Below are 25843 nucleotides of genomic sequence, written 5' to 3'. Positions count from 1 at the left end.
TCAGCTTACGGCTTTGAAGTGCTTTGACAGTTTCAGGCCCTGTCCCTGATAGTTCGAGGCAATGCCTGCACCATATAGTTGCGTCGGCATTTCAGCCATTTTCTCATAAACCAGACGTCCGACGACCTGTCCGTGCTCCAGCACGAAGGGCGCTTCGTGGCAGCGCACCTCAAGCACGCCACGCGAACCGGCACCCCCTGCGGCGGCGTGGCCAAAACCGGGGTCGAAGAACCCGGCGTAGTGGACCCGAAATTCACCGACCATCGCCAGATAGGGCGCCATTTCAGCGGCGTACATCGGCGGAATATGCACCGCCTCGCGGCTGACCAGGATATAGAACGCGCCGGGGTCCAGGATGATGCAACCATCTTTGGTCCGCACCTCTTCCCAATAGTCCTGCGGGTCGTATTCACCGATTCGATCCAGATCGATCACCCCGGTGTGCGGTTTGGCGCGATAGCCGACAAGATCGGTATCAGGCAGTTGCAGGTCGACCGAAAAGCCCAGACCGTCCTGAATGACCGCAGGTCCGTCCACCAGCGGAGATTCGGCATGCAAGGACCTCAGTTCAGCATCTGACAACACGGCCTGACCCTGGCGAAAACGAATCTGGTTCAGGCGCATCCCGGGACGAACCAGCACCGAGAACGAGCGCGGGCAGATTTCGGCATAAAGCGGGCCTGTGTAACCTGCGGGCACCCGGTCGAACTCGGTACCGCCATCGGTAATGGTCCGCGTCAGAAGATCCAGCCGCCCGGTCGAGCTTTTGGCGTTGGCCACGGCGCTCATGCTGTCGGGCAGGGCAAGCGATTCCATCAGGGGCACCAGATAGACGCAGCCCTTTTCCAGAACCGCGCCATCCGAGATATCGATGCGGTGCATCTCAAACTCTGCCAACCGGTCCGTGACAGTCCGGCCTTGCCCCGCAAGGAACGAGGCACGTACACGGTAAGCCACTGTTCCCAGACGTAAATCAAGGCTGGCAGGTTGAATCTGCGCCGGCAGAACCTCGGGGTTGGCGGTGATTTCACCGCGCGCGATCATCGCCTCAAGCTGTTGGTTCGGGCAAACACCTGTCATCTCGATCCCCCCTGGTGCCAGAGCGGGATCTGGCCTTTGTGCCATAAACGTCGGTGTAATTTGGTCGGGCTAGCAGGACTCGAACCTGCGACCTTCCGTCCCCCAGACGGACGCGCTACCAGGCTGCGCCATAGCCCGACGTTGGGGTGTTCATAAAGATTTTCCCGGCAGGGGCAAGAGGAAATCAATGCCTTTTGTCCTAACCCGTCGCCTGTGTTTCGACACGGTCCAGCCAGCGGCGCAGATCTTTTGCAATCGGAGCGATGCGCCGCAGCAGGTCGTCATCAAAATCTGTCTGATTCCACGCAAGCGACGCGATTCCCCCCATCAAGGGCGCGGCATCCAGTTCGGGCTCTGGCTCCGGCTGTGATGCAGAAGATGTACGCGCGTTGGCCTGCGCGCCTTCCTTGACGGATTGCTTTGACGGTTCGCCCAGATCCATTCGAATCTGTTCCGTGGCGGTTGCAGGCTTAGGTTCAAACGGTACCACGGTGTCCTGAACGGCCTCAATCGGGGCGGGGCCAGGGTCATCCAGGGAAGGGGACAGCGCCGCGACATGTGCGACGCCCTGTTCGCGCAGGATACGCTGGACACCTTTTATCGTGATACCGTCTTCGTGGAGCAGTTTCTTGATTCCTCCCAACAGACGCATGTCGTTGGGCCGATAATACCTGCGTCCACCTGCGCGTTTGACGGGTTTTACCTGAGTGAATCGACTTTCCCAGAATCGCAGAACATGAGCCTGAACACCGAGCCAGTCCGCAACTTCGCTTATGGTGCGAAAGGCATCGGGGGACTTACTCATAACCTGGACGTCCTGAACTTACTTGCGGTTCCCTGCGGCGACGCGATCTTTCATCAGATGCGACGGGCGGAAAGTCAGTACACGGCGCGGCTGAATCGGGACTTCTTCGCCGGTTTTGGGGTTGCGACCGACACGGGCGGTCTTGTCGCGAACACTGAATGTACCGAAAGACGAGATCTTCACCTGTTCACCACGCACCAAGGCGTCGGACATGTGGTTCAGAACGCTTTCAACCAGCTGCGCGCTTTCGTTTCGTGACAGACCTACCTCACGAAAGACAGCTTCGCTCAGGTCCATTCGAGTCAGTGTTTTGTCGCCCATGCTAATTCCCCTGTTGCTGTTGAAGCATATGGGTATGGCAAATTCGCTGTCAATATCAATGAATTGCGGGCGGCTGTGTAAGCCGGTTTGCGCCGGTCACCAGCGCAGAACCACTGCGCCCCAGGCCAGACCGCCGCCAATGGCTTCGGTCACGATCAGATCACCCGGTTTGATCTGTCCGCGCTGCTTGCCCACGGACAGGGCCAGTGGAATGGATGCGGCCGACGTGTTTCCGTGATCCTGAACGGTCACAACCACGTTTTCCATCGGCAAGTTCATTTTCTTGGCGGTGCCCTGAATGATCCGGATGTTGGCCTGGTGCGGCACGATCCAATCCACGTCCGAGCTGCTCAGCCCCGCTCGTTCCAACGCTGTTTCTGCTGTTTTCGTAAGCTTTTCAACGGCATGTCGGAAAACCTGATTGCCCTGCATGCGCAGATGCCCGGTGGATTGGGTCGAAACGCCGCCATCGACATAGAGCAGGTCCTTGTAGCGCCCGTCCGAATTCAGGTCGGTTGCCAGAATACCGCGGTCCTCGGCGGTGCCTGTGCCCTCTTGGGCCTCCAGCACAACCGCACCGGCGCCATCGCCGAAAAGAACGCAGGTGGACCGATCGGTCCAGTCCATGATCCGTGAGAAAGTCTCGGCCCCGATCACCAGCACACGCCTGGCCTGACCGGAAACAATCAGCGCATTTGCGTTGGACAGTGCAAAAACGAATCCGGCGCAAACAGCTTGAACATCGAAAGCAAAGCCTTTGGTCATGCCCAACCGAGCCTGAACCATGGTGGCGGCCGAAGGAAAAGTCAGATCCGCCGTTGAAGTCGCCAGAACGATTGCATCAATGTCATCCGCCGTCAGACCTGCGTCGGCCAGCGCGGCTTCGGCGGCCTTGGTGGCCAGATCGGATGTCGTCTCGTCTTCGGCAGCAAAGTGGCGGCGTTCGATCCCCGAGCGGGTCTTGATCCATTCGTCGGTCGTGTCCAGGGTTTTCTCAAACTCGGAATTGGGAACAACGCGTTCGGGCAAATAATGCCCGACACCTGCTACAACTGAACGGCCTGCCATTTTCCGGTACTGCCTTTTTTGTTATTTATCTGTCTGCGGCACTGATTGCGCGGCATCTTGTGCAAGCTGGGCAGTGGATGCAACCCGCGCAGCCAATTTTTCGGAAAAGCCGGACTGCGCCAGGGTGAAGGCCAGTTTGATTGCAGCTGACACGCCTGTCGCGTCAGCGCCGCCGTGGGATTTCACCACGGTGCCGTTCAGACCCAGAAACACGCCACCATTCACGCGCCGCGGGTCGATCCGCTTCTTCAAACGGTTCAGCGACGTGATAGCCAGAATCGAGGCCAATCGGGATAGCGGAGAGTATTTGAAGGCCTGCCGCAGCAGGTCGCCGATCAGGCTTGCCGTTCCTTCGCCGGTTTTGATCGCGACGTTGCCGGTAAAGCCATCGGTTACAATGACATCCGCCTTGTCACCCGGGATGTCACTGCCTTCGACGAAGCCCACGAAATCGAAATTCGCCTGCTCTGCGAATCCCGCGATCATCGAGTGCGCTTCTTTCAGTTCGGCACGCCCTTTGTGTTCTTCGGTGCCGACATTCAGCAGTCCGATCCGGGGGCGGCTCAGGGCCAAACCGTTGCGCGCGTAAGAGGCGCCCATCAGCGCGTATTGCAGCAAGTCCTTGGCGTCGGCGCGCACATCGGCGCCGACATCCAGCATCACGTTGAACCCCTGAGGGTTGCGCGAGGGCCACAGTATCGCGATGGCCGGCCGGTTCACGCCCGGCAGTTTGCGCAGGCGCATCATCGACAGGGCCATCAGCGCACCGGTATTGCCGCAGGAAACCGCGCCATGGGCTTCGCCCTGGCGTACCGCTTCCAGCGTGGACCACATCGAGGTCTCTTTGCCGTTGCGCACAACCTGACTGGGTTTGTCTTCCATCGTGACCACACCGGGGCAATCACGAAAAACGACGCGCCCCTCAAGGACACGCCGTTTGGCGACAAGCTTGCGCAATACCTGTTCGGGCCCGTGTAACAAGAACCTGATATCCGGGTTCTTGTCGGCCGATTTCGCAAGACCGGCAACAACGACCGAGGGACCCGCGTCCCCACCCATAGCGTCGACCGAGATGGTGATCCGTCCGGCGTGCGTGGGCTGTTCAGTCATGCCTTGGTCTGCACTCGATCAGGCTTAGGCTGCGTCTTCGTCCAGATCGATTTCGTCGGCCTGTGCGACGACTTCGCGATCATCATAGTGGCCGCAGGATGCGCAAACGTGGTGCGGGCGCTTCAGCTCGCCACAGTTCGGGCATTCGTTCGGGTTTGCAGCAACCAGAGCGTCGTGTGCGCGGCGGTTGTTGCGACGCGACTTGGAAACTTTGTTCTGTTGGACGGCCATGGTCTCAACCTTTGTCTGACTAGGGGTCGCAGATTCGCTGCCGACCCGGGTTTCGTAGTTCGTTTATCGTGGTTTGACGCGCGTTTAGGCGACGGGCCCCGCAATGTCCAACCCAAAATCCGATGAGCGCGCGAAAATACTGCGATTCTCGGTATGTTCAAGCGATTTTTCTGACCGCCTGCTATGACAGGAAATCTGCGCTCTGTCACTCGTCTTTTTTGAGCGCATCGCGCAATCCCGCCAATCCGGCAAAAGGTTTGGCGTCTTCGTCGGTCATCGCCTGTTTTCCGGGTTCGGTATAGTCTGCCTGACCCAGTTCCGCACCCTCCTTGCGCGGGTATTGCGGCAGGGCCAGCGACAGCGCCTCGATCATCACCGATGCGGGGTCGATTTCCGGGCCCAAAGGTTCGGATTCGTCATCCTGGGGAATTTCGAACTCGGGTTCATCCGGGTCGGTCCAATCGGCCAGAAAGGTGCGATGCACGGGGATGTCGATCCGCGTCGTGACCGGCTCGAGCGTCACGATGCAGGGTTGGATCACGGTTGCGCCGAGTTTGCCGTTTAGAACCCAGTCACGCTTGCCCTGTGCGCGAAGCTCGCCGGAAAAGCTGAGTTTGCGCAGCCCCAGCAGCCCCAGATCCTGCCTGATCTCATCCAATGCGGCGCTTGCGGGGCGCAGTTCAAAGGGTGTCGGGGCGTTCTGGGGCAGGTCAGCCACCCGAAATGATGTAACGTTGCCCATTCGTGAGCCTTTCTATGTGTTGAACCGTGGCAGCGGTTTCTGTAATCGGATAGAAGCCGCAAGAGGCCAAGGCAAGAGGGTGTGCATGTTGAAGGTACTGAACCGGTTGAAACCAGCGACGAAATCGCTTGTGTTTGTTGCCTGTCTGGCTGCGGCCGGGGCCTGTACGCCGATCTACAAGAATCACGGCTATGTGCCTCCGGCCGAGGAACTGGCCGAAATCAAAGTGGGCGTGGATACGCGTGACAGTGTGGAAGAGGCCATCGGCGCACCGGGTGCGTCCGGTGTCGTGCGGGATTCGGGCTATTACTATGTCCGCTCGCGGGTGCGCCATTACGGCCCGAAACGGCCCGAGGTGGTGGCGCGCGAACTGGTCGCCATCAGCTTTGATCAGCGTGGAGTCGTCAGAAACATCGAGCGTTTTGGCCTGGAAGACGGCATCGTGATTCCGCTGGAACGCCGCGTGACCGACTCCAACGTTCAGGACAAAGGCTTCCTGCGGCAGCTGTTGGGCAATATCGGCAACTTCAACCCGGCCAATATTCCTGGCGCCAACTGATCGCGCCGGAACCTTGCGATGGTCACAAGGCAGTCACATGTCTTGTGCTAAAGGTGTCGTGCCGACGCCCGTGGGTCGGCACCCGTGGAGGACGCGACCGTGGCGACGGCAGTTTTGTTGAGCAAAGGGCGCTTTAACGCCCGTCTGGCGGATTCGGCCGAGGATGTCAGGGCCGCACAAAACCTGCGGACATTGGCATTTGGCACCCGGAAACCGGACATTGACACTTTTGACGGGCAATGCAGTCATGTCCTGGTTGAAGATATGCGATCCGCCGGGCGGCTGGTCTGCTGCTTTCGAATGCTGACAATGGAGCACGGCGGTGAAATCGGACGCAGCTATTCAGCGCAGTTCTACGACCTGAGCTCGTTGGCGGGGTTCAGTGGCCGCATGGTCGAGATGGGCAGGTTTTGCGTTCATCCGGAACTGAACGATCCCGACATTCTGCGCGTCGCCTGGGGGGCAATGACGTCCTATGTCGATCAACACAATGTCGAGATGCTGTTTGGATGTTCGTCCTTTGCCGGGACCGAAACCGGGCGATACCTTGATGCCTTTGCAATGCTCAAGCATCGCCACCTGGCCCCGAAACGGTGGTTGCCGCGGGTCAAGGCTCCGGACGTGTTCCGCTTTGCCGCACGTCTGCGGCGCCGACCGGACGCGAAAAAGGCAATGTCGCGCATGCCGCCCCTGTTGCGAACCTATCTGATGATGGGTGGTTGGGTGAGTGATCACGCCGTTGTGGATCGCCACATGAACACGTTGCATGTGTTCACCGGGCTTGAAATCGGGGCGATTCCTCCGGCCCGAAAACGCCTGCTGCGGGCATTGGCCGGTTAAGATGAGTATTTCCGAAAAGGTGAAGACAGGGCGTTGACGCAGTGTGGCCGTCGGTTTAGCTGGCGGGCATGGCGAGAATTCCTTTGTTGCAGATGTCCGGCATATCCCTGACTTTCGGGGGCGAACCGGTGTTTTCCGAACTGGATCTGGTGGTGCAGCCCGGTGACCGCGTGGCGCTGGTTGGGCGCAACGGGTCGGGCAAATCCACGCTGATGAAAGTGATGGCTGGCCTGGTCGAGGCCGACCGCGGCGAAATTGTCGTGCCGCCCGGAAAATCCGTGGGCTATATGGAGCAGGACCCGACGATGGAGGGCTTTGCCACCCTGGGCGACTATGCGTCCAGCGGGTTGGAGCCCGGCGAACTCTACAAGGTTGAACGGGCAGGCGAGGGGCTGAAATTCGACCCTTCACGCGCAGTTGATACGGCTTCGGGTGGAGAGCGGCGGCGCGCGGCATTGGCCAAGCTGATGGCCGAGGCGCCGGACCTGATGCTGCTGGACGAACCCACCAACCATCTGGATATCGAAGCCATCGCGTGGCTGGAGCGCGAGCTTGGGTCGACACGGGCGGCTTTTGTGCTGATCTCGCACGACCGGGCCTTCTTGCGCGCACTGACGCGGGCGACTCTGTGGATTGATCGGGGAATGGTCCGAAGGCAGGAACAGGGTTTTGGCGCGTTCGAAGCCTGGCGGGACAAGATCTGGGAAGAAGAAGATCAGCAGCGCCACAAGCTGAACCGTCTGATCAAGTCCGAGGCCAAATGGGCGGTCGAGGGTATCAGCGCACGGCGCAAACGCAATCAGGGCCGGGTGCGGGCCCTACAGGCGCTGCGGGCCGAAAAGGCGGCACAGATCAAGCGTCAGGGTTCCGCTGCGATGACGCTGGAGGCGGGGCCAAAATCAGGCCGCAAGGTGATCGAGGCCAAAGGTCTGGCCAAAGGGTTCGGTGACAAGCAGATCGTTCGGAATTTTGATCTGCTGGTGCAGCGCGGTGATCGTGTGGCCTTTGTCGGGCCGAACGGGGTCGGCAAGACGACCTTGCTGAAGATGCTTCTGGGGCAGGTGGAGCCGGACGAAGGTTCGGTGTCGCTGGGTACCAATCTTGAGGTCGCGGTGTTCGATCAGACCCGTGCGCAACTGGACCCCGAGATGAGCTTGTGGGACAGCCTGACCGGCGACCCGGATATGCGGGTTTCCGGCAAGGCCGATCAGGTGATGGTTGGCGGGCAGCCCAAACATGTCGTGGGATATCTCAAGGAATTCCTGTTCGACGAGCGGCAGGCAAGAGCGGCTGTCAAATCCTTGTCGGGTGGCGAAAAGGCCCGGTTGCTGCTGGCCAAGTTGATGGCGAAACCTTCGAACCTTCTGGTGTTGGACGAACCGACCAACAATCTGGATGTCGAAACGCTGGACCTGTTGCAGGAGCTGCTTGACGACTTCGACGGTACGGTTCTGCTGGTCAGCCACGACCGGGATTTTCTGGACCGTGTTGCAACGACGACCATCGCGATGGAAGGCAACGGGCGGGCGACCGTTTATGCCGGCGGCTGGTCGGATTATATTGCGCAGCGTGGGGAAGTGGTCGCTAAAAAAGAAGAAAAAGCAAAAGCTTCGAAGCCAAAAGCAAAGCAGGAGACGCAGCAGAAACCCGGTCTGTCATTCTCGGAAAAACACCGGCTTCAAAAGCTGCCAGCCGAGATCGCGCGCCTCGAGGCCGAGATCGCAAAGCTGGAAGAGCTGATGTCGGATCCCGAATTGTTCACTCGCGAACCGGTCAAGTTCCAGAAAGCGACCGAGGCGCTGGTGGAACGGCAGGAGAAACTGTCGGCGGTTGAAGAGGAGTGGCTGACCCTGGAAGAAAAGGCCGAAGCAGGGTAACCGCAAACTGCGCGGCCCCAAATGGACGGCATTGTATGAGTTGCACGAAACCGGAGCCCTGTAACTGCCCCGGTTTTGCAAAACCTTGATCAGCCGATCCGTGTCATTTCGTTCAGCGTAAATTCAGCCACAGCGCCGTCGGTTGCCTCCATGTAAGCCGCGAGATGAGGCGCGTTCATATGCGTCTGCCACAGTTCGCGACTTTCCCAGTTTTCATAGAACGCGAAAACACCGGGGTTGGTTGTGTCCACATGCAGGTCGTATTGGATGCAACCTTGTTCGGCACGGGTGATGGGGATGAGCTTTTCCAGCTCGGCGTGGACAAGATCTTCCTTGCCCGGATGGGCGGTGATTTGGGCGAGAATGGTCAAGGCCATGGTGTCTCCTCAAAGGGTTCAGTTGCGATGAACCGGGATATGTGACACACCAGCAAAACTCGCAAGTACGCACTATTCATGCATATAGGTACCATTCACGCAGATAGGTACCATTTGTATACTGAAAGACGCAGGAGGTCGGGGTGGATCGGTTTGAAAGATATGATTGCAGCGGAGGCTGCCCGGTTGAGGCCGGTCTGGAGCAGATATCGGGCAAGTGGAAGGGGCTGGTGATTTATCACCTCCTTGGGGGCACGATGCGATTCAACGAGTTGTCCCGGGCGTTGGGTACGGTTACTCAGCGCAGCCTGACCAAGCAACTGCGCGAACTTGAGGCAGATGGAATCGTGAACCGCAAAGTCTATGCCGAGGTGCCGCCCAGGGTAGAGTACAGTCTGACCGAAAAGGGGCTGGCGCTGCGCCCGGTGATTGAGGCCCTGGCGGACTGGGGACAGAACAGGGTTATGGGCGGGGCCGGATAGGCCGGGCGGGGTTTCCGACGACTGTCTCGCCGACCGGAACGTCTTTTGTCACCACACTACCGGCTCCGATGATGGCGTTGTCGCCGATCGCAACGCCCGGCATGATGATCGCGGCCCCGCCGATCCAGACGTTTTCGCCGATCCTGACAGGGTGGGCGGTTTCAAGGCCCCGAGCGCGCAAGGCCGGGTCTTTCGCGTGTTCGGCGCAATAGATCTGCACCGCAGGTCCAAGCATCGTGTCGTTGCCAATCGTCACCGGCGCGGTGTCGAGCACGACGCAGCCTGCGTTGAAAAACACGCGATCCCCCAAAGACAGGTTTATTCCGTAGGCACAGTGAAATGGGGCCTCAAGAAAGCAATCCTCACCAACACCTGCAAACAGCGCTGCCAGTTCAGGCGCGATGGCCCCACGTTCATCCGGCGGGCATGTGTTATGGGCATGAACGGCACGACGCGCTTCGGCGCGAAGCGCATCCAGTTCCGGGTCAAGGCAGCAATACCACTCGCCCGCTTCCATTTTCTGTCGCTCGGTCATGAGCCCCGGTCTAGCGCATCCGCAGGGCACCGTCGATGCGGATGACCTCACCGTTCAGATAGCCCATCTCGACGATGAAGCCGGCCAGTCGTCCGTATTCATGCGGATCGCCAAGGCGGGCAGGGTTCGGGACGTCGGCGGCAAGCTGTTGTTGCACTTCTTCGGGCAGGCCCGCCAGCATCGGGGTCATGAAAATGCCCGGCGCGATGGTCATGACCCGAATGCCGGTCGAGGCCAGGTCGCGGGCCATCGGCAGCGTCATGCCCACGACGCCGCCTTTCGAGGCCGCATAGGCCGCCTGACCCTTTTGCCCGTCAAACGCAGCGATCGAGGCGGTGTTGATGATCACCCCACGTGCCCCATCTGGTTCGGGGTCATTCTTTGCCATCTCGGCAGCGGCCAGCCGGGACACGTTGAAGGTGCCAACCAGATTGATGTCGATCGTGCGCTGGAACGCATCCAAAGGGTGGGGGCCATCCTTGCCGACAGTCTTGATACCATAGGCGATACCGGCGCAATTCACCGTGGCCGTGATCTTGCCCATCTTGTCCATGCCGTGGCGCACAGCAGCGGCCACCGACTCTTCGTCGGTCACATCCGTCTGCGCGAAATGACCGCCAATCTCGGCGGCGACCTGCGCGCCGCGATCCGCATCGCGATCCAGAATGGTGACCTGTGCGCCTTCCGAGGCGAAGTGGCGTGCCGTGGCTTCGCCCAGACCGGACGCGCCGCCGGTGATGAGGGCGGCAGTGGTGGACAGGTGCATGGTGATCTCCTCCCATGGATATGAACAGTTGTTCAATAACTGCATTTTGGGGCCAGTGTCCATATATTAGAGAAAGAGGGATCTTGGTCGGCGGACCAGATCATTCGCCCCGATGCGCTGGCAGATCCTCAAGACATCTTAATCCCAACTTCACGAAAACGCGCCTGTTCGTGAACGAAGAACTCTGAGCCGTCGTGTGTTTTTTCACCAGGAGGATCTGTTATGGTAAAGAGTACGAAACACGTGCTGGGCGCAGTTATTGCTGCCCCTGTTTTTGGAATGGTGATGATCGGCAGTGCTGCCGCCGCACCGGAAACCTGCAACTGGAAAACGGCCCGAAATCTTGCCAACGCGGGGGACTATTCCGGGTTGTGCGACTGTGTGCAGGTAACCCCGAGTTTTCTGGACAGGCTTCAAAAGCGGTCCGACTTTGAAACAACATTGACTGTGACCGGGGCGCAATGCCCGGGGCTGGCCGCGTTGCTGACGGATTTGCCGACGGCAAGCCTGTCTGGTTCGGCGGAAAATCGGGGTGAAAGCCGCGGCTCTGAACCCGGTGGGTCTGGATTTGCCGATGCTGGTAGCGCACCCGGTGGCGGAGGTGAATCCGGCGGTGGCGGTGGCGAATCCGGCGGTGGCGGCGGTGAATCCGGTGGCGGCGGCGGTGAATCCGGTGGCGGCGGCGGTGAGTCCGGTGGCGGCGGAGGTGAAACCGGTGGCGGCGGTGGCGAATCCGGTGGCGGCGGTGAGTCCGGTGGCGGCGGCGGCGGTGAGTCCGGCGGTGGTGAAGGCAAAGGCGGAAAAGGCAAAGGCGGCAAAGGTAAAGGCGGTGGCAAGGGCAACAACGGCCACGGCAATGGCGGCGAGGGCAGCAGCCCGGGCCGCGGAAACAACGCCAACGATGATGAAAGAGGCGACCGGCCCGGTCGCGGCGGTGGAAAAAAACGCTGACAAGCGTTCCTTTTCGAAAACAAAACGGCCACTCGATTGGGTGGCCGTTTCCATTTTGCGGGCGTCAGCCTTGCTGGGTTAACCCAGTTGAACCAGCGCGTGACGCTTTTTGCCGGCGCTCAGCTTGATGGGCGAGGACAATGCACTAGCGTCGATCATCAGCCCGGCATCGGTCAGCGGCGCGTCGTCCAGCTTGGCACCGTTTTCGGCGATCAGGCGCTTGGCCTCTTTGCCGGATTTGGCCAGACCCGATTTCACGATGATCTGCACGATGGACATGCCGTCACCCAGTTCGGCCTCGCTGAGGGTCAGGGTCGGAAGATCCCCGCCCACGCCCCCCTTTTCGAACACTTCGCGCGCGGTGGCTTCGGCGTTCGCCGCGGCCTGCGCACCATGGGCCAGAGTTGTCACCTCGTTGGCAAGACGGATCTTGGCTTCGTTGATCTCGGATCCTTGCAGCGCGCCCAGACGATCGCATTCGTCCACCGGCATTTCGGTGTAAAGCTTCAGGAACCGCCCGACATCCGCGTCGGTCGTGTTGCGCCAGAACTGCCAGAACTCGTAGGGCGAGCGCATGTCTGCGTTCAGCCAAACCGCGCCGTCCTGAGATTTACCCATTTTTTTGCCGTCGCTGGTGGTCAGCAGGGGTGAGGTCAGGCCGTAGATCTCGTGATCCAGCACGCGGCGGGTCAGGTCGATCCCGTTGACGATATTGCCCCACTGGTCGCTGCCGCCCATCTGAAGCAAGCAGCCATAGCGGCGGTTCAGCTCCAGGAAGTCATAGGCCTGAAGGATCATGTAGTTGAATTCGAGAAAGGACAGGGATTGTTCACGGTCCAGTCGGGATTTCACGGATTCAAAGCTCAGCATCCGGTTGACCGAGAAATGACGCCCGATGTCGCGCAGGAAATCGAGGTAGTTCAGGTCGTCCAGCCACTCGGCATTGTTCAGCATCAACGCTTTGTTCTCGGCCTCTGTGTCATAGTCGATATAGGCTGAGAACACCTTTTTGATGCCCGCGATGTTTTCGTCGATCTGTTCGGGACCAAGCAGCGGGCGTTCATCCGAGCGGAATGACGGGTCGCCGACCTTGGTGGTTCCGCCGCCCATCAGGGTGATCGGCTGGTGGCCGGTTTTCTGGAACCAGCGCAGCATCATGATCTGGATCAGGCTGCCCACATGCAACGACTTGGCCGTGGCATCAAAGCCGATATAGGCCGGTTTGCACCCACTGATCAGCGCGTCGTCAAGGCCCTGATAATCGGTGCAGTCGGCGAGAAAGCCGCGCTCGATCATCGTGGCGATGAAATCCGATTTGGGGTGGTAGGTCATATCGTGCCCTTTGGGTTAATGTTGCGGGGCACTGTATAGGCGGCAGCGCGTGGGAGGAAAAGCCACCTTTTCACCTCGGGGGCGGGGTGTGGTCTAGGGTGTCGATCCAGACACGCGCCCTGAGAAAAAAATTGCCGGGCCGGTCCGGAACGCTTGCCTTTGCGCCCCAACAGAAGGCACGTTGACCGGGCTGCAACCCAAAGGTGAAATCCCGGACCCGGACGCGGCGAAAGACACAGCCAATTCAGGAGGCAGGCTTGGGCCAGACCATCGCGAAACACGGAAAGCTCCGGGCCTTGGGCGCAATGTCCGGCACATCGATGGACGGGGTTGATGCCGCAGTGGTGGAAACCGACGGGCATTCGATTTACGGGTTTGGGGAAAGCGGATACCGCGCCTATTCGGATGCGGAACGCGACGTGTTGCGGGCAGCACTGGGGCAGTGGCACGGACCCCAGGTCGATGCGGCGGCAGAGATGGTGACAATTGCCCATGCCGAAGCTCTGTCCGAGTTCGAGGATGTGGATCTGATCGGCTTTCACGGACAGACGCTGGCGCATGAGCCGCGCGGGCGCGGTACGTTTCAGGTCGGTGACGGGCTGGGGCTGGCGCAGGCGCTCGGGCGTCCGGTGGTCTGGGATTTCCGCAGCGATGATGTGGCGATGGGGGGCGAGGGGGCTCCGCTTGCGCCATTCTTTCACTTTGCCTGTGCCAAATGGTTCGGTGCGGACCGGCCACTGTGTTTCCTGAACCTGGGTGGGGTCGGCAACCTGACCTATGTGGACCCGACGTTCGAAGGCCCCGAAGCGCCCGGTGCGCTGCTGGCCTTTGATACAGGCCCGGCCAATGCGCCGGTCGATGATCTGATGCAGGCCCGTTTGGGGCTTCCCATGGATCGGGACGGGGCGCTTGCGCGCGATGGAACGGTGGAAATGGGCGCGCTGGAGCTGTTTCTGGCCGAGCCGTATTTTTCCCGCATGCCTCCGAAGTCTTTGGACCGGAACGATTTTTCTGAAATGATCGGTCTGGTCAAGGAACTCAATGACGCTGACGCGGTGGCCACTCTGACCGGTATGTGCGCCGCAGCTGTGGTGCAGGGGATGGAGCACTGTCCGAAACCCCCGTCCTGTGTGTTGGTCACAGGGGGCGGCAGGCGCAACCCGGTGCTGATGGAGATGTTGCGCGTGTCGCTGGATTGCCCGGTCGAAACGGTTGAGGCGGTGGGGCTGGACGGCGACATGCTTGAGGCGCAGGCGTTTGCCTATCTGGCGGTGCGCGTCGCGCGGGGGTTGCCGACCTCTTGCCCCGGAACCACGGGTGTTCAGGCGCTTGTCGGTGGCGGGGTCGTCAGTACGGTGTCCATGGACCCGGTCGGATAGCGCGATCCGGAAAACAGTTCAAAAAAACAACTCTTTGTGCGACGATTGCCCCGGACCGATGGATCAGGGGCAAGGCAGTATGGCGACCAAGGCAGAGCTCGAGGCCGAGTTGGAGAAGTTGCGGAAGCGGAATGCGACGTTGGAGGCGCAGGCCGAAAAGGAAGCGGGTTCCGAAGATCCACCTGAAGGCACCAAATCGTCGGATGAAATCCGGAAGCTGCTGGAAGACCACGGAATCGACCTGAGCCAGGTTCAGTCCTTGGGACATGACGTTGTCGAGGAGTTCGGTCGGTTGCAGAAAGACTATCCGATCACGGCGTTGCTGATTGCGTTTTCGCTGGGGTACGTCGTCGGGCGCGCGCAGGGTTAGGAGGCGGCTTATGAGCAGACTGAGCAAAAATCTGGTTACGATTTATCGGACCGAACGTCTGATTGCACGCCGCCGCCTTGGAGTGGTTCAGCAACAGACCATACTGATGGGCATTGCGGGCATCGCGGCATTGTCGGCGGTGGTGCTTTTGAATGTTTCCTTGTTCTTGGCACTTCAAAGCTCGATGTCACCAGCCTCGGCGGCGGCGCTGTTGGCCTTTGGAAACCTTCTATTCGCAGGGCTTATGGTGCTGATTGCAAGGCGCCGCAATATCGACGACGAAGTCGCCCCGGCCGTCGAGGTGCGCGATATGGCCATAGCGGATATTGAAGACGAATTGGAGGAGATGACCGCAGAGGCCAAAGAGGTCGTGCAGGCGGTCAAGAGCATTGGATCGAACCCTTTGGGATCGGCCGCGACGCTGCTGGTGCCTCTGATCAATGTGTTGATCAAAAGCCGAAGCGACAAATAGAGGCGCAACCCGAAGGTTCATCGACACACCGGAGCGCCCTTGCGGCGGGCTGTGTCAAAATGGAAATGCCCGACGTGATAACGGTCGGCGTCCGGGCCCAGCACGGTTCCGAACACGCCGCAGGCGCCATCGTGCAACTTTCGCAATACAGCGCCTTGCGCGTCGTTCCACCCGTCCCGGACCGTGATCTGTGTTCCGTCCTTTAGAACGAAGGTCGATATGTCGATCGCCTTTCCGCGCGCATGTTCCGAGATGCGTGCTCGCGGCTGGTTGTTCTGGGTCTTGCAGGCATAGTGGCCAACGATCCGCATCCCCTTCAGCCCGCCGCCCATATCGGCAAAGGCTGGCTTGGCCGTGTTTTCGATCCACGTTTTCAGCGTGACCGCTGTCTGGCAATCCATCAATGAGAATTGGCTGAGTGCGATGTCAGAGATCCTGTAAACCCGAACCGGGTTCGTGATCCCGCATCCGCGGGCCTTTCCGGCGACGGGCTTGCGTGTTTCGCCCAGAATGGTCCAGTCACCACACACGGCGCCCCGCGCCTGCATTCGTTCACGACCCACTTCGAATTGCCGGAACTTGCACGGCCGCAGGGCAGGGCGCCTGGAGACCAGCACCGCAGGTTCGACTGTCACGATCGGGTCAGCATCTTCAGCCGGTTCATCCCAGGTCAGCTCTGGCGCAGTCGGATCGGATGCAAGACGGGCCTCGGCACAAGCGGGCTCTGCGCTGGCGAATGCTGCGCTTTGACACAAGAACAAGACAGTCAGCAGGGCCTGCTTCATTCTCACTCGTTACTCCGTCGCCTGTGGCTGTGTGTACAGAATGATCAATGGGAAACTGTCTGTAAACTCGCCTTTTCAGAGATCGTTTTGTGAGCGGTCATGCCTTGGGGATATCGAAGCCCGGCGCGGCCAGTTCGAACCCTTCGAACTGGAAACCGGGCGAGACCGTGCAACTGACCAGCGTGTAATCACCCGTGCTGCGGGCGGCTTGCCAATGGCCTTCCGGGACGATCAACTGCGGGGCACCCTGCGACAGATCGGGTGTCAGCACATGATCTGTGGCGGGGCCTCCATCCGTCGCGCTCAGTGACAGGATCAGTGGCGCGCCTGCGTGGTACAGCCAGATCTCGGTCGCATCGACGCGGTGCCAGTGGCTGCTTTCGCCTGCCTGCAACAGGAAGTAGATGCAGGTGCCGGTGGGGCGACCTTCGTTTTCAGCGCGCCATGTCTCGGCGTACCAACCCCCTTCGGGATGCCGTTGTAGGTTCAGGCGGTCGATAACCTCTTGTGCAGTCATGTGGTCCCTCGTGTTTGGGTGCGATTATGCACGGGCAGGCGTGATCCGCTATGGTATTCATGCGTCCGAGGGATATGTTTACGACATGACCCTGAAAATCCCCTTCGATAACTCCTATGCCCGACTGCCGGATGCGTTCTTTGCGCGGCAGTCACCGATTCCCGTGCGCGCGCCAAGGATGATTGCGTTCAACGATGATCTGGCCAAGTTGCTGCGGATTTCGCCCGGAGACGTCGAGGACATGGCCGAAGCCTTTGCGGGAAACAGTATTCCCGAAGGTGCCGAGCCCATCGCTCAGCTTTATTCCGGGCATCAGTTCGGGCAGTACAACCCGCAACTGGGCGATGGGCGTGCGGTGCTGCTGGGCGAGACTGTCGGAACGGACGGGGTGCGCCGGGACATCCAGCTGAAAGGTTCGGGCCCTACGCCGTTTTCCCGCCGGGGCGATGGCCGGGCCTGGCTGGGGCCGGTGCTGCGGGAATATGTGGTATCCGAGGCGATGCATGCGCTGGGCATTCCGACCACACGTGCCTTGGCAGCCGTGGAAACCGGCGAGACCGTCTTTCGCGAAGGTCCGATGCCCGGAGCGGTCCTGACCCGGGTTGCATCCAGCCATCTGCGGGTGGGGACCTTTCAGGTTTTTGCAGCGCGTGGGCAGATGGACAGCCTGAAGCGCCTGACGGACTATGCCATCGCGCGGCATTATCCCAATGCAGAAGGGCCGATGGGCCTGTTGCGTTCGGTGCGCGATGCGCAGGCCGGTTTGATTGCACAATGGATGAGCGTGGGGTTCATCCATGGGGTGATGAATACCGACAACTGCTCGATCGCGGGCGAGACCATTGATTACGGCCCATGTGCGTTCATGGATACGTATCACCCCAACACCGTCTACAGCTCGATCGACCGGATGGGTCGTTATGCCTATTCGAACCAGCCCGATATCGCGGTGTGGAACCTCGCGCAGTTGGCAACGTCCTTGATCCAGCAGATGGACGACAAAGAGTCTGCCGTGGAAGAGGCGACCGAGATTGTCCACGTGATGCCGGACCTGCTGCAACAGAATTGGTTGTCCCGGTTCCGGGCGAAGATCGGACTGGCAACCGCGGACGAGGGCGATCAGGAACTGATCACCGACCTTCTGAAGCGTATGGCCAAGGGGCAGGCGGATTTCACCAATACCTTCCGGGCGCTGGGCGGTGGCATGGCGCGGGATCAGTTCCTTGCTCCGGAAGCGTTTGACACTTGGGAAGCGGGTTGGCGCGCACGTTTGGCGCGCGAAGCAGCGCCGCTGGACGTGTTGACCGCCGCAAACCCCGCATTCATTCCGCGCAATCACCGGATCGAACAGATGATCCAGGCGGCAGTGCAGGGCGATTACGCACCGTTCGACCGGTTGAACGCCGTTCTGGCGCGGCCTTACGAAGATCAGGGTGATGCGGAAGACCTGAGGCGTCCTCCGGCCGAAAACGAGGTGGTCCACGCGACGTTTTGCGGGACGTGACGCGCAGACCGCGTCTATTTTCGCAGGATTTCCAATACCGCGGCGCTGACGATCAGGGTGGCGCCCAGAAACTCCCGCAGGCCAAATGGTTCGCCGGACAGCGCCGCGGCCGAGGCGATGCCGACGACAACCTCGCTCATCAACAGCAGGCCGACCTTTGCGGGGGACAGCTTGGTTGCCGGCCAGATGGTCATGTAGATCATGGGCAGGACATAAAAGGCCGACAGCAATGCATATCCCGCGATGCGGATCGCGTTTTCGCTTGTGACGTTCGGCAGCGCCTGGCCCCCAAGCGCCGACAGGCTGACAAGCGACAGCAAAAGCGCACCAAGGACAAAGGCAAAGACCTGACCCGAGATGGTCATGCTGCCAGTCTTGTATAGGCCCAGTGTGCCCAGTGCCCAGCATATGCCCGACGCCAGCGCCAGCCAGTCGCCCAGGTTTTGCGGCCATGGCACAAACCCGGCGCCTCCAAGCACGACAAACAGTCCGCCAAGCCCGCAGATCAGGCCCGCAAGGCGCATCAGGCTCAGGCGTTCTCCAAGAAACAGGACGCCCAGAAGCGTGCCCCAGATCGGAGTGAGATAGAACAGCAGGATCGAGCGGACGACGTCGGTGTAGACAAGACTGATTGAATACAGGCTGAATGCAGCCCCTGTGAACATACCGCTGAGCATCAGATCACGCCACCGCCGGGCCAGCATGTGCCTGTCGGCCCAGATAAAGGGGATCAACGCAATCAGGGCCGCGCAGTACATGACGATCCCGGACCATGGGCCTGTCAGGCCCTGATCGAAGAAAAACCGCACCGGAATCCAGTAAAGGCCCCACAGCGCGCCGCCCATCACCAGTATGATACTGGCCTGGGTGCTGTTGTCGGGTTGACTCAGGCTCATCTTGGCCTCGCTTTCGCTGCGCTTCGATGTCGTCACCGGATCGGGATAGAGGGTTGCGGGGCCGGGGATCAAGCGGAACCTTTGCTTTGACGCGAAGCAGGGTTCATTCGGCGAAACAACAGGCAGATTGCCGGGGGCGTGTGTCGTATTGGAATTGCCGAGGCAGGAAACCGAGCTGAGGGGTTGCGCCTCGCGTCAGGCATGGCACTTTAGGGCCAATTCACTTGGTCATGGCCTCATGCAAACTTCGTCCACGCTGCGTATCGCAAGCTACAACATTCAGAAATGCGTCGGGCTGGATTTCCGGCGTCAGCCGCAACGCATTTTGCAGGTCATCGAAAACACGAAAGCGGATATCGTTGTGTTGCAGGAGGCCGACAAACGCCTGCCGCCCCGCCCGGCGGCATTGCCGCATTTCATGTTGGACGAGGCGGGGTGGAAGATCGTCGATCTGGGCGGCGCAGGCAGTCTGGGCTGGCACGGCAACGCGGTGATCTGGCGGGGCGAAGGCATCTCGGTGCGCCGAAAAGGGCATCACGAACTGCCGGGGCTGGAGCCGCGCGGGGCCGTTCGGGTCGAGTTCGACACCCATATCGGACCACTGCGCGTGATGGGTATGCATCTGGGGCTTTTGCCAGCGTCACGGCGGCAACAGATTTTGCACATTCGGCGGAATGACTGGGAAATGGACCAGATGCCGACAGTTTGGGCCGGCGACTTCAACGAATGGTCACGCCAGCCCGTTCTGGATCACCTGGCGCCCGAAATGCGGTTTCTGCCCGCCAGACCCAGTTTTCCCGCCGCGCAGCCCTTGGGTGCGCTGGATCGGATCGCGCTGGGCAGCGGAATACAGGCCGTGGCGCACGGTGTTCACGACACCCGTCCGGCACATATCGCATCTGATCACCTGCCGGTCTGGGCCGATCTGACGCGCGCTAGATCAGAAGGTCGCAAAAGGTGAAATCCCTGTAGCGAAACGCGCGCAGACATATTAAGACAGACATCCGAGCAAGTCTGAGGGGCATCATGTCGGAAACGATTGTTGGGCGTTGTGAAGCCAAGGGGCTGCGCATGACCGGTCAACGAAGGGTCATTGCGCAGGTACTGGAACAGAGCGACGACCACCCGGATGTCGAGGAGCTCTATGCGCGGGCTTCCGCCGTGGACAAAGGCATTTCCATTGCAACGGTCTATCGCACGGTCAAACTGTTCGAAGAGGCAGGCATTCTGGAACGTCTCGAGTTCGGGGACGGACGGGCCCGGTACGAGGACGCCGAGCGCGATCACCACGACCACCTGATCGACATGCAGTCAGGAGAGGTTATCGAATTCGTCGACCCCGAGATCGAAGCCTTGCAGGAAAGAATCGCCGCCAAGCTTGGGTACAAGCTGAAGGGGCACCGGTTGGAGCTGTATGGCGTCCCGCTGGAAAAGGACTGACCCATCACGAAACGCGATTGATCCCCTCACTTTAATTCATCAGGCGTGACGGGAATTGTCTTGCCAGATGCCGTTGGTTGAGGTTGTTGTGCATGTACAGGCACCTGACATGCCCTTTTCCTGTGGACGCGCATATGAACAACGTAAACGGCATCCTGCTGCTCATCGGGTCGATGGCGGCCTTTGCACTTGAGGACATGTTCATCAAGCTCCTGTCCGGCTCTGTGCCGACAGGGCAGATCATGGTGCTTCTGGGCGTGTTCTGCGGACTCGTGTTTGCCACGATGTCAGTGGTCACGCGCAAACGGATCCTTGACCCCGTGGCATGGAAAACCCTGCCATTGATCCGCGCCGCGACCGAAGGCTTTGGTGCAGTAGCGTTCGTGACAGCGTTGTCGCTGATCGACCTGTCCACCGTGGCGGCCGTGTTTCAGGCCATGCCGCTGGTCGTCACCATGGGGGCGGCCCTGTTTCTTGGAGAGCAGGTTGGCTGGCGCCGCTGGAGCGCGATCGGCGTCGGCTTTGTCGGTGTTCTGATGATCATCCGCCCGGGGATGGAGGGCTTTCGGCCGGAATCCCTGTTTGTGGTGTTGTCCGTGGTCGCAATTGCCGCGCGCGATCTGATCACCCGCAAGCTGGACCCACGCGTGCCCTCATCCGTTGTTGCGATGCAGGCCTATATTGCGGTTGCTGTCGCCGGCCTGGTTCTGATGGTCATGCCCGGGGCATCCTTCGTGCCGGTTCAAGCTGGTCAAACGGGCCCTTATGCGGGGGCGATCGGATTTGGCGTTCTGGGGTACTACGGCATTGTCACTGCGATGAGAGTGGGCGAAGCCTCGGCCCTGATGCCGTTCCGGTACACGCGTCTGGTGTTTTCGATCCTCGCTGGAATGCTGGTGTTCGGTGAACGTCCTGATGTGCTGACACTGGCGGGGGCGACCCTGATCATCGGTTCGGGCCTTTATACCTTTGTCCGCGAACGGCGTCTGGCGCGCGAATTGGACCCTGCCTGACCCTGTTGGCGCAAACAGCGGACTGTTAGCCCTAAATGTCCGGCAATATGCGTGTTAGCGTTAACGGAAGCGGTTTACTTTTGGCCGGTTGCTGCTATGACGCGTGCAACCGACCGCAGTCACAGGAACAGGCTTCATGAGCACCATCATCGACATCCACGCACGCGAAATTCTGGACAGCCGGGGCAACCCGACGGTCGAAGTTGACGTGATTCTGGAAGACGGCACCATGGGCCGCGCGGCCGTGCCCTCGGGCGCGTCCACCGGTGCCTATGAGGCGGTAGAAAAGCGCGATGGCGACAAGGCACGCTATATGGGCAAGGGCGTTCTGGAAGCCGTTGCCGCCGTGAACGGCGAGATTGCCGAAGAACTGGTGGGCTTTGACGCGACCGAGCAGGTGGCCGTTGACCAGGCCATGATCGAGCTGGACGGTACCGAGAACAAAGGCCGTCTGGGCGCAAACGCGATTCTGGGTGTCTCGCTGGCCACGGCGAAGGCGGCGGCGGATTTCACCACCCAGCCGCTCTATCGTTATGTGGGCGGCACCTCGGCGCGGGTTCTGCCGGTTCCGATGATGAACATCATCAACGGCGGCGAGCATGCCGACAACCCGATCGACATTCAGGAATTCATGATCATGCCGACCGCCGCCGCGAACATTCGCGAAGCGGTGCGCATGGGGTCCGAGGTGTTCCACACGCTGAAAAAGGAACTGTCAGGCGCGGGTTTGGCGACCGGTGTGGGTGACGAGGGCGGTTTCGCCCCCAACATCGCCTCGACCCGCGAAGCATTGGATTTCATTCTGAAATCCATCGAAAAAGCAGGTTACAAGCCGGGTGAGGAAATCCACCTGGCGCTGGATTGCGCGGCAACCGAGTATTACAAAGACGGCAAATACGTTCTTTCGGGTGAGGGCACGAGCCTGACCTCGGACGAGAACGCGGCTTATCTGGCGGCGCTGGTCAATGACTATCCGATCATCTCGATCGAAGACGGCATGTCCGAAGATGACTGGGAGGGTTGGAAGGCGCTGACCGACGCCATCGGTGACAAGGTGCAACTGGTGGGTGATGACCTGTTCGTGACCAACCCTGTGCGTCTGGCCGAAGGGATCGAGCGCGGCTGTGCGAACTCGATGCTGGTCAAGGTGAACCAGATCGGCTCGCTGACGGAAACCCTGCGCGCCGTCGATATGGCGCATCGCGCGCGCTACACCAACGTGATGTCGCACCGTTCGGGCGAGACCGAGGACGCCACCATTGCCGATCTGGCCGTGGCGACCAATTGTGGTCAGATTAAAACCGGCTCGCTTGCGCGATCGGACCGTTTGGCGAAATACAACCAGTTGATCCGGATCGAGGAGTCGCTGGGTGAAGTGGCCGAATACGCCGGCGCGTCGATCCTGAAATAAGCATGGAATGGGGGCCAATGGCCCTCATTTCTTATAGTTCCGGTCTCTGATCCACCAAGCGGTCGTTCCGCTGCCCGTGCCGCAATCCGCGTGATGGATCAATTGGTGCTGTTGACCCTTCGGAATTCTTGGATCCAAGCGTTTCTTGGGCCCTGAACCGGCGTCTTCCGGACGATCGCGGTAAAGGTTGCGGCGGGAAACACGGCTTCAGGTGATATCCACCCTTGATTGAACCTTTCTGGTTCGATCCTTCTCTGGGTTTACGATTGCCGTACCTGCCTGCACTTGAAGTTGATGGTTTCCGAGAAATCTTCGATCTTTTTGCGAGAAAGACGTGATCCGGATTACGCAATCATTTCAGTGGTCTCTGCTTCGCAGGCGTATTGAATCAGCCTTTTTGTATCTAAAAGAATGCAAAAATCTCATTATGTGTGAACTTGTTACTAAGTAAAGCACGGCCACGTGATCTAATCTGAATGCATTGCAGAAAGGAGACCACGATGTCTGTATCCAAATTCCTTCTGGTAATCGCAGCAACGTCCATCACAGTTCTTTCCGCCTGCGCGGGTCCGGGAACCTACCCAATAACCGGAGACCAGGTCTCGGCGAGTGACCCGGTACAGGACATGAACCCGGCCAATATCTTCCGTGGCGAGTCTCGTTAAAGCAACTTGCTCATCAGCATATATCTGTCGCGTGGTTTGAACCCGGTGCGCAGATAGATTTTCTGAGCGGCCTCATTGTTTCGGTCGACTTCCAGATGAAGGGCAGTCAGCCCCGCTTCGGACAAAGCTTTGGGAAGTGCCAGCAGAACCTCGGTTGCAATGCCGCGCCCGCGAACAGCGGGTCGGATATAGATTTCGTCGACGAAACCGTCCATGCCGCCGAATTCGACGGACCAGCCGAAGGTCAGGATGATGTAGCCCAACGGCGCCCGTCCGGGTCCGATCAGATAGACACAGCCATGGGGAATACCCTCGAGCAGGGGTGTCAGAGCATTTCGGGTCTGGTCCGGGTCTTGCGTCAATCCGGCCTCGGTATGGAAGGCGGTGACCAGAGCCATCAGGCGGTCCAGGTCTTCGGGGCGCGCAAGGCGCAGGGTGGCGCTCATAATCTGGCCAGCCTTTCTGTCAGCAGGTCAAAGAAGCCGTCAGCGTCGATGTCCCCCATGAACAGCGCATTGGGCGCGCGGTCGGTCACGCCCCACCAATCTGCGACGGTCATGCCCATGGTCAGTTCGGACCCGGTTTCAATTTCGACATTCACATGACGGCCTGAAAACAGCTCGGGCCGGATCAGATAGGCGGTCACGCAGGGGTCGTGCAAAGGCGCACCCGCGCTGCCGTATTTTTCCTTGTCAAACCTCTCAAAGAAATCGGTCATCTCGGCGACAGCGAGTCCGACTTTGTTTCCCAGAGCACGGAACGCATCGTTGCGGGGTTTGGTGACCAGCGCCTTATGCGTGACATCCAACGGCATAACCACAATCGGCCTTCCGGATTTGAAAACGATATCAGCTGCTTCCGGGTCGACGTGAATGTTGAACTCTGCTGTTGGAGTTATGTTCCCAACCTCGAAATACGCCCCGCCCATCAGAACGATTTCCTGCACCCGATCAACAATATCAGGGGCTTTGTTGAATGCGGTCGCGATATTCGTCAGAGGCCCCAGCGGACAAAGGGTCACGGTGCCCGGTTCTTCGGCGCGCAGGGTGTCGATGATGAAATCCACCGCGTGGCCCTCGGTCAGCGGCATCTGCGGATCGGGCAGGTCCGGGCCATCCAGCCCTGTCTTGCCATGCACATGCTCGGCCGTGACCAACGCGCGGTTCAACGGTCTGTCGCAGCCCGCGTAAACGGGTATGTCAGTCCGCCCCGCCAGTTCGCACACGATCCGAGCGTTCTTGGCGGTCAATTCCAGGGGCACGTTGCCCGCGACCGCCGTAATACCAAGAACCTCGATGTCCTCCGGGCTGGCCAGCGCCAGCAGGATGGCGACGGCATCGTCCTGTCCGGGATCGGTGTCGATGATGATCTTGCGAGGGGGCATGGGCGTCTCCGGTGGTCTTGAAGGTGGGACACTCGCAAGTGTCGGATGGCTTGTCTACCCGTTTCTGGGGGCTGCCATGGCGTCCACCGGCGGGAGTTTGCCGTTGGCGCGGTGCTCTTCGGTTTTGACCTCGTCCCAGAGCGCGTCCATCTCGGCCAGATCGCTTTGCGAGGGGGTCTTTCCCCGCTCGGCCAGCCGGGCTTCGACCTGTTCAAAGCGACGGGTGAACTTGGCATTGGTGCGGCGCAGGGCGGCTTCGGGTTCGATACCCAGGTGGCGGCCCAGATTGACCATCACGAACAGCAGATCACCGAATTCATCCTCAAGCGCATCCGCGTCCATCTTGTCACGCGCCTCTTCCAACTCGGCGGCTTCTTCGGTGATCTTGGCCAGCACGTAGCTTGCATCGGGCCAGTCGAACCCCACGCGTGCGGCCCGTTTTTGCAACTTATGGGCCCGCAGCAGGGCAGGCAGGTTGGCGGCCACCCCGTCCAGCGCGCCTTTCTGTTCTTTGCCCGCACGTTCGGCCGCCTTGATCGTTTCCCAATCCCGGGTCTGCTGATCGGCGGACTTGTCGCGGGATTCGTCGCCAAAAACATGCGGGTGGCGGTTGACCATCTTGTCTGACATGGTGCGCACCACGTCCTGAAAGGTGAAATACCCAGCCTCTTCAGCCATTTGTGCGTGAAAGACCGATTGGAACAGCAGATCGCCCAGCTCTCCCTTCAGCTCGTCCCAGACCTCGCGCTCGATCGCGTCGGCGACCTCATAAGCCTCTTCTATCGTATAGGGCGCGATGGTTGCGAAATCCTGTTCGATATCCCACGGGCAACCGGTTTGCGGATCACGCAGGCGCCGCATGATTTCCAGCAGACGCTCGATACCAGCGTCGCTGTCATGGATCAGAGGATTTTCGGCCATTGCGAACCCT

At 60.0% G+C, this 25843-nt stretch carries 31 protein-coding genes and 1 tRNA gene; 14 read left to right on the top strand and 18 right to left on the bottom strand.

Translation table 11 applies throughout. The annotated features are described in order from the left end of the window. The 8 genes from NOR97_RS09015 to NOR97_RS08980 all read right to left on the bottom strand — a co-directional run bounded on the left by NOR97_RS09015 (position 1) and on the right by NOR97_RS08980 (position 5357). A complete protein-coding gene (locus tag NOR97_RS09015) occupies positions 1 to 1080 on the bottom strand; it encodes a 2'-deoxycytidine 5'-triphosphate deaminase (RefSeq protein WP_257598883.1) in 1080 nt (359 codons plus the stop codon). Positions 1081 to 1141: 61 nt separating this feature from the next. Further along, a tRNA-Pro gene (locus NOR97_RS09010) sits at positions 1142 to 1218 on the bottom strand. A gap of 61 nt (positions 1219 to 1279) precedes the next feature. Then, the gene (locus NOR97_RS09005) at positions 1280 to 1885 is read right to left on the bottom strand and encodes a MerR family transcriptional regulator (protein WP_257598882.1); all 606 of its coding nucleotides are present in this window, start codon (positions 1883 to 1885) and stop codon (positions 1280 to 1282) included. Between the two features lie 18 nt (positions 1886 to 1903). Further along, complete coding sequence (gene ihfA, locus NOR97_RS09000; RefSeq protein ID WP_152458234.1) at positions 1904 to 2206, bottom strand: integration host factor subunit alpha; 303 nt, start codon at positions 2204 to 2206, stop codon at positions 1904 to 1906. A 96-nt stretch (positions 2207 to 2302) separates the two neighbouring features. Beyond that, positions 2303 to 3274: a beta-ketoacyl-ACP synthase III gene (locus NOR97_RS08995; RefSeq protein WP_170344014.1), complete on the bottom strand. Its 972-nt coding sequence runs from the start codon at positions 3272 to 3274 to the stop codon at positions 2303 to 2305. A gap of 21 nt (positions 3275 to 3295) precedes the next feature. After that, a complete protein-coding gene (plsX, locus tag NOR97_RS08990; RefSeq protein WP_170344015.1) occupies positions 3296 to 4384 on the bottom strand; it encodes a phosphate acyltransferase PlsX in 1089 nt (362 codons plus the stop codon). Between the two features lie 24 nt (positions 4385 to 4408). Next, the gene (rpmF, locus tag NOR97_RS08985) at positions 4409 to 4615 is read right to left on the bottom strand and encodes a 50S ribosomal protein L32 (protein ID WP_008756996.1); all 207 of its coding nucleotides are present in this window, start codon (positions 4613 to 4615) and stop codon (positions 4409 to 4411) included. Positions 4616 to 4820: 205 nt separating this feature from the next. Beyond that, positions 4821 to 5357: a DUF177 domain-containing protein gene (locus NOR97_RS08980; RefSeq protein ID WP_170344016.1), complete on the bottom strand. Its 537-nt coding sequence runs from the start codon at positions 5355 to 5357 to the stop codon at positions 4821 to 4823. Between the two features lie 85 nt (positions 5358 to 5442). On the opposite strand from NOR97_RS08980, the gene NOR97_RS08975 reads away from it, so the two are divergent. The 3 genes from NOR97_RS08975 (at position 5443) to NOR97_RS08965 (ending at position 8633) form a co-directional block, all read left to right on the top strand. Continuing rightward, complete coding sequence (locus NOR97_RS08975; protein ID WP_170344017.1) at positions 5443 to 5916, top strand: outer membrane protein assembly factor BamE; 474 nt, start codon at positions 5443 to 5445, stop codon at positions 5914 to 5916. A gap of 99 nt (positions 5917 to 6015) precedes the next feature. Beyond that, positions 6016 to 6756, top strand: a complete 741-nt coding sequence (locus NOR97_RS08970) for a GNAT family N-acetyltransferase (protein ID WP_170344018.1) — start codon at positions 6016 to 6018, stop codon at positions 6754 to 6756. A 68-nt stretch (positions 6757 to 6824) separates the two neighbouring features. Next, on the top strand, positions 6825 to 8633 hold the full coding sequence (locus NOR97_RS08965; RefSeq protein ID WP_257598881.1) for an ABC-F family ATP-binding cassette domain-containing protein: 1809 nt from the start codon (positions 6825 to 6827) through the stop codon (positions 8631 to 8633). An 89-nt stretch (positions 8634 to 8722) separates the two neighbouring features. Here NOR97_RS08965 and NOR97_RS08960 read toward each other — a convergent pair whose 3' ends face one another. Further along, complete coding sequence (locus NOR97_RS08960; RefSeq protein ID WP_257598880.1) at positions 8723 to 9010, bottom strand: putative quinol monooxygenase; 288 nt, start codon at positions 9008 to 9010, stop codon at positions 8723 to 8725. A 143-nt stretch (positions 9011 to 9153) separates the two neighbouring features. Between NOR97_RS08960 and NOR97_RS08955 the strand changes: the two genes are divergently transcribed. After that, positions 9154 to 9492, top strand: a complete 339-nt coding sequence (locus tag NOR97_RS08955; protein WP_170344020.1) for a helix-turn-helix domain-containing protein — start codon at positions 9154 to 9156, stop codon at positions 9490 to 9492. Here the strand turns inward: NOR97_RS08955 and NOR97_RS08950 are convergent. Then, the gene (locus NOR97_RS08950; protein ID WP_257598879.1) at positions 9473 to 10027 is read right to left on the bottom strand and encodes a sugar O-acetyltransferase; all 555 of its coding nucleotides are present in this window, start codon (positions 10025 to 10027) and stop codon (positions 9473 to 9475) included. The two genes, NOR97_RS08955 and NOR97_RS08950, sit on opposite strands and share 20 nt — an antisense overlap. Positions 10028 to 10037: 10 nt before the next feature. Further along, positions 10038 to 10793 carry a 3-hydroxyacyl-CoA dehydrogenase gene (locus NOR97_RS08945; protein WP_257598878.1) on the bottom strand — a complete coding sequence of 252 codons (756 nt, stop codon included), beginning with the start codon at positions 10791 to 10793 and terminating at the stop codon, positions 10038 to 10040. A 222-nt stretch (positions 10794 to 11015) separates the two neighbouring features. On the opposite strand from NOR97_RS08945, the gene NOR97_RS08940 reads away from it, so the two are divergent. Next, positions 11016 to 11744: a hypothetical protein gene (locus tag NOR97_RS08940; RefSeq protein WP_257598877.1), complete on the top strand. Its 729-nt coding sequence runs from the start codon at positions 11016 to 11018 to the stop codon at positions 11742 to 11744. Positions 11745 to 11822: 78 nt separating this feature from the next. Here NOR97_RS08940 and tyrS read toward each other — a convergent pair whose 3' ends face one another. After that, positions 11823 to 13076, bottom strand: a complete 1254-nt coding sequence (tyrS, locus tag NOR97_RS08935; RefSeq protein ID WP_257598876.1) for a tyrosine--tRNA ligase — start codon at positions 13074 to 13076, stop codon at positions 11823 to 11825. A 305-nt stretch (positions 13077 to 13381) separates the two neighbouring features. On the opposite strand from tyrS, the gene NOR97_RS08930 reads away from it, so the two are divergent. From NOR97_RS08930 to NOR97_RS08920, 3 genes are all read left to right on the top strand, one after another. After that, positions 13382 to 14455 carry an anhydro-N-acetylmuramic acid kinase gene (locus tag NOR97_RS08930; protein WP_374041619.1) on the top strand — a complete coding sequence of 358 codons (1074 nt, stop codon included), beginning with the start codon at positions 13382 to 13384 and terminating at the stop codon, positions 14453 to 14455. 79 nt (positions 14456 to 14534) lie between these two features. Next, positions 14535 to 14825, top strand: coding sequence for a hypothetical protein (locus tag NOR97_RS08925; RefSeq protein WP_257598874.1), 291 nt, complete (start codon positions 14535 to 14537; stop codon positions 14823 to 14825). Positions 14826 to 14835: 10 nt separating this feature from the next. Further along, entirely contained in the window at positions 14836 to 15297 is a 462-nt protein-coding gene (locus NOR97_RS08920; protein ID WP_170344027.1) for a hypothetical protein, read from the top strand. 17 nt (positions 15298 to 15314) lie between these two features. Here the strand turns inward: NOR97_RS08920 and NOR97_RS08915 are convergent, their stop codons facing one another. Further along, positions 15315 to 16082 (bottom strand): extensin family protein, encoded by a 768-nt coding sequence (locus tag NOR97_RS08915; protein WP_257598873.1) that lies wholly within the window; start codon positions 16080 to 16082, stop codon positions 15315 to 15317. Between the two features lie 97 nt (positions 16083 to 16179). Further along, positions 16180 to 16599 (bottom strand): cupin domain-containing protein, encoded by a 420-nt coding sequence (locus tag NOR97_RS08910; protein WP_257598872.1) that lies wholly within the window; start codon positions 16597 to 16599, stop codon positions 16180 to 16182. Positions 16600 to 16684: 85 nt separating this feature from the next. Between NOR97_RS08910 and NOR97_RS08905 the strand changes: the two genes are divergently transcribed. Beyond that, positions 16685 to 18103, top strand: coding sequence for a YdiU family protein (locus NOR97_RS08905; RefSeq protein WP_257600853.1), 1419 nt, complete (start codon positions 16685 to 16687; stop codon positions 18101 to 18103). A 14-nt stretch (positions 18104 to 18117) separates the two neighbouring features. On the opposite strand, the gene NOR97_RS08900 is transcribed toward NOR97_RS08905, so the two are convergent. Next, positions 18118 to 19071, bottom strand: a complete 954-nt coding sequence (locus tag NOR97_RS08900) for a DMT family transporter (RefSeq protein ID WP_257598871.1) — start codon at positions 19069 to 19071, stop codon at positions 18118 to 18120. 166 nt (positions 19072 to 19237) lie between these two features. Between NOR97_RS08900 and NOR97_RS08895 the strand changes: the two genes are divergently transcribed. From NOR97_RS08895 to NOR97_RS08875, 5 genes are all read left to right on the top strand, one after another. Next, positions 19238 to 19960, top strand: coding sequence for an endonuclease/exonuclease/phosphatase family protein (locus NOR97_RS08895; protein ID WP_257598870.1), 723 nt, complete (start codon positions 19238 to 19240; stop codon positions 19958 to 19960). Between the two features lie 65 nt (positions 19961 to 20025). Beyond that, positions 20026 to 20439 carry a Fur family transcriptional regulator gene (locus NOR97_RS08890; protein WP_170344032.1) on the top strand — a complete coding sequence of 138 codons (414 nt, stop codon included), beginning with the start codon at positions 20026 to 20028 and terminating at the stop codon, positions 20437 to 20439. A gap of 134 nt (positions 20440 to 20573) precedes the next feature. Continuing rightward, complete coding sequence (locus NOR97_RS08885) at positions 20574 to 21452, top strand: DMT family transporter (RefSeq protein WP_257598869.1); 879 nt, start codon at positions 20574 to 20576, stop codon at positions 21450 to 21452. Positions 21453 to 21588: 136 nt separating this feature from the next. Next, on the top strand, positions 21589 to 22863 hold the full coding sequence (gene eno / locus NOR97_RS08880) for a phosphopyruvate hydratase (protein ID WP_257598868.1): 1275 nt from the start codon (positions 21589 to 21591) through the stop codon (positions 22861 to 22863). Between the two features lie 500 nt (positions 22864 to 23363). Further along, positions 23364 to 23528, top strand: a complete 165-nt coding sequence (locus NOR97_RS08875) for a hypothetical protein (RefSeq protein ID WP_257598867.1) — start codon at positions 23364 to 23366, stop codon at positions 23526 to 23528. On the opposite strand, the gene NOR97_RS08870 is transcribed toward NOR97_RS08875, so the two are convergent. From NOR97_RS08870 to mazG, 3 genes are read right to left on the bottom strand one after another with little or no spacing between them, the layout of a single operon-like run. Further along, complete coding sequence (locus tag NOR97_RS08870) at positions 23525 to 23974, bottom strand: N-acetyltransferase (RefSeq protein WP_257598866.1); 450 nt, start codon at positions 23972 to 23974, stop codon at positions 23525 to 23527. The two genes, NOR97_RS08875 and NOR97_RS08870, sit on opposite strands and share 4 nt — an antisense overlap. Next, a complete protein-coding gene (locus NOR97_RS08865) occupies positions 23971 to 24912 on the bottom strand; it encodes a nucleoside hydrolase (protein ID WP_170344037.1) in 942 nt (313 codons plus the stop codon). Before NOR97_RS08865 ends, NOR97_RS08870 begins: the two co-directional genes overlap by 4 nt. Before the next feature lie 54 nt (positions 24913 to 24966). Further along, the gene (gene mazG, locus NOR97_RS08860) at positions 24967 to 25833 is read right to left on the bottom strand and encodes a nucleoside triphosphate pyrophosphohydrolase (RefSeq protein ID WP_170344726.1); all 867 of its coding nucleotides are present in this window, start codon (positions 25831 to 25833) and stop codon (positions 24967 to 24969) included. Positions 25834 to 25843: the final 10 nt, after the last annotated feature.

It is taken from the genome of Ruegeria sp. YS9 (assembly GCF_024628725.1).
Taxonomy (GTDB): domain Bacteria; phylum Pseudomonadota; class Alphaproteobacteria; order Rhodobacterales; family Rhodobacteraceae; genus Ruegeria; species Ruegeria atlantica_C.
The sequence above is the reverse complement of the archived record's forward strand: the minus strand, read 5'-3'. Positions and strand labels throughout refer to the sequence as shown.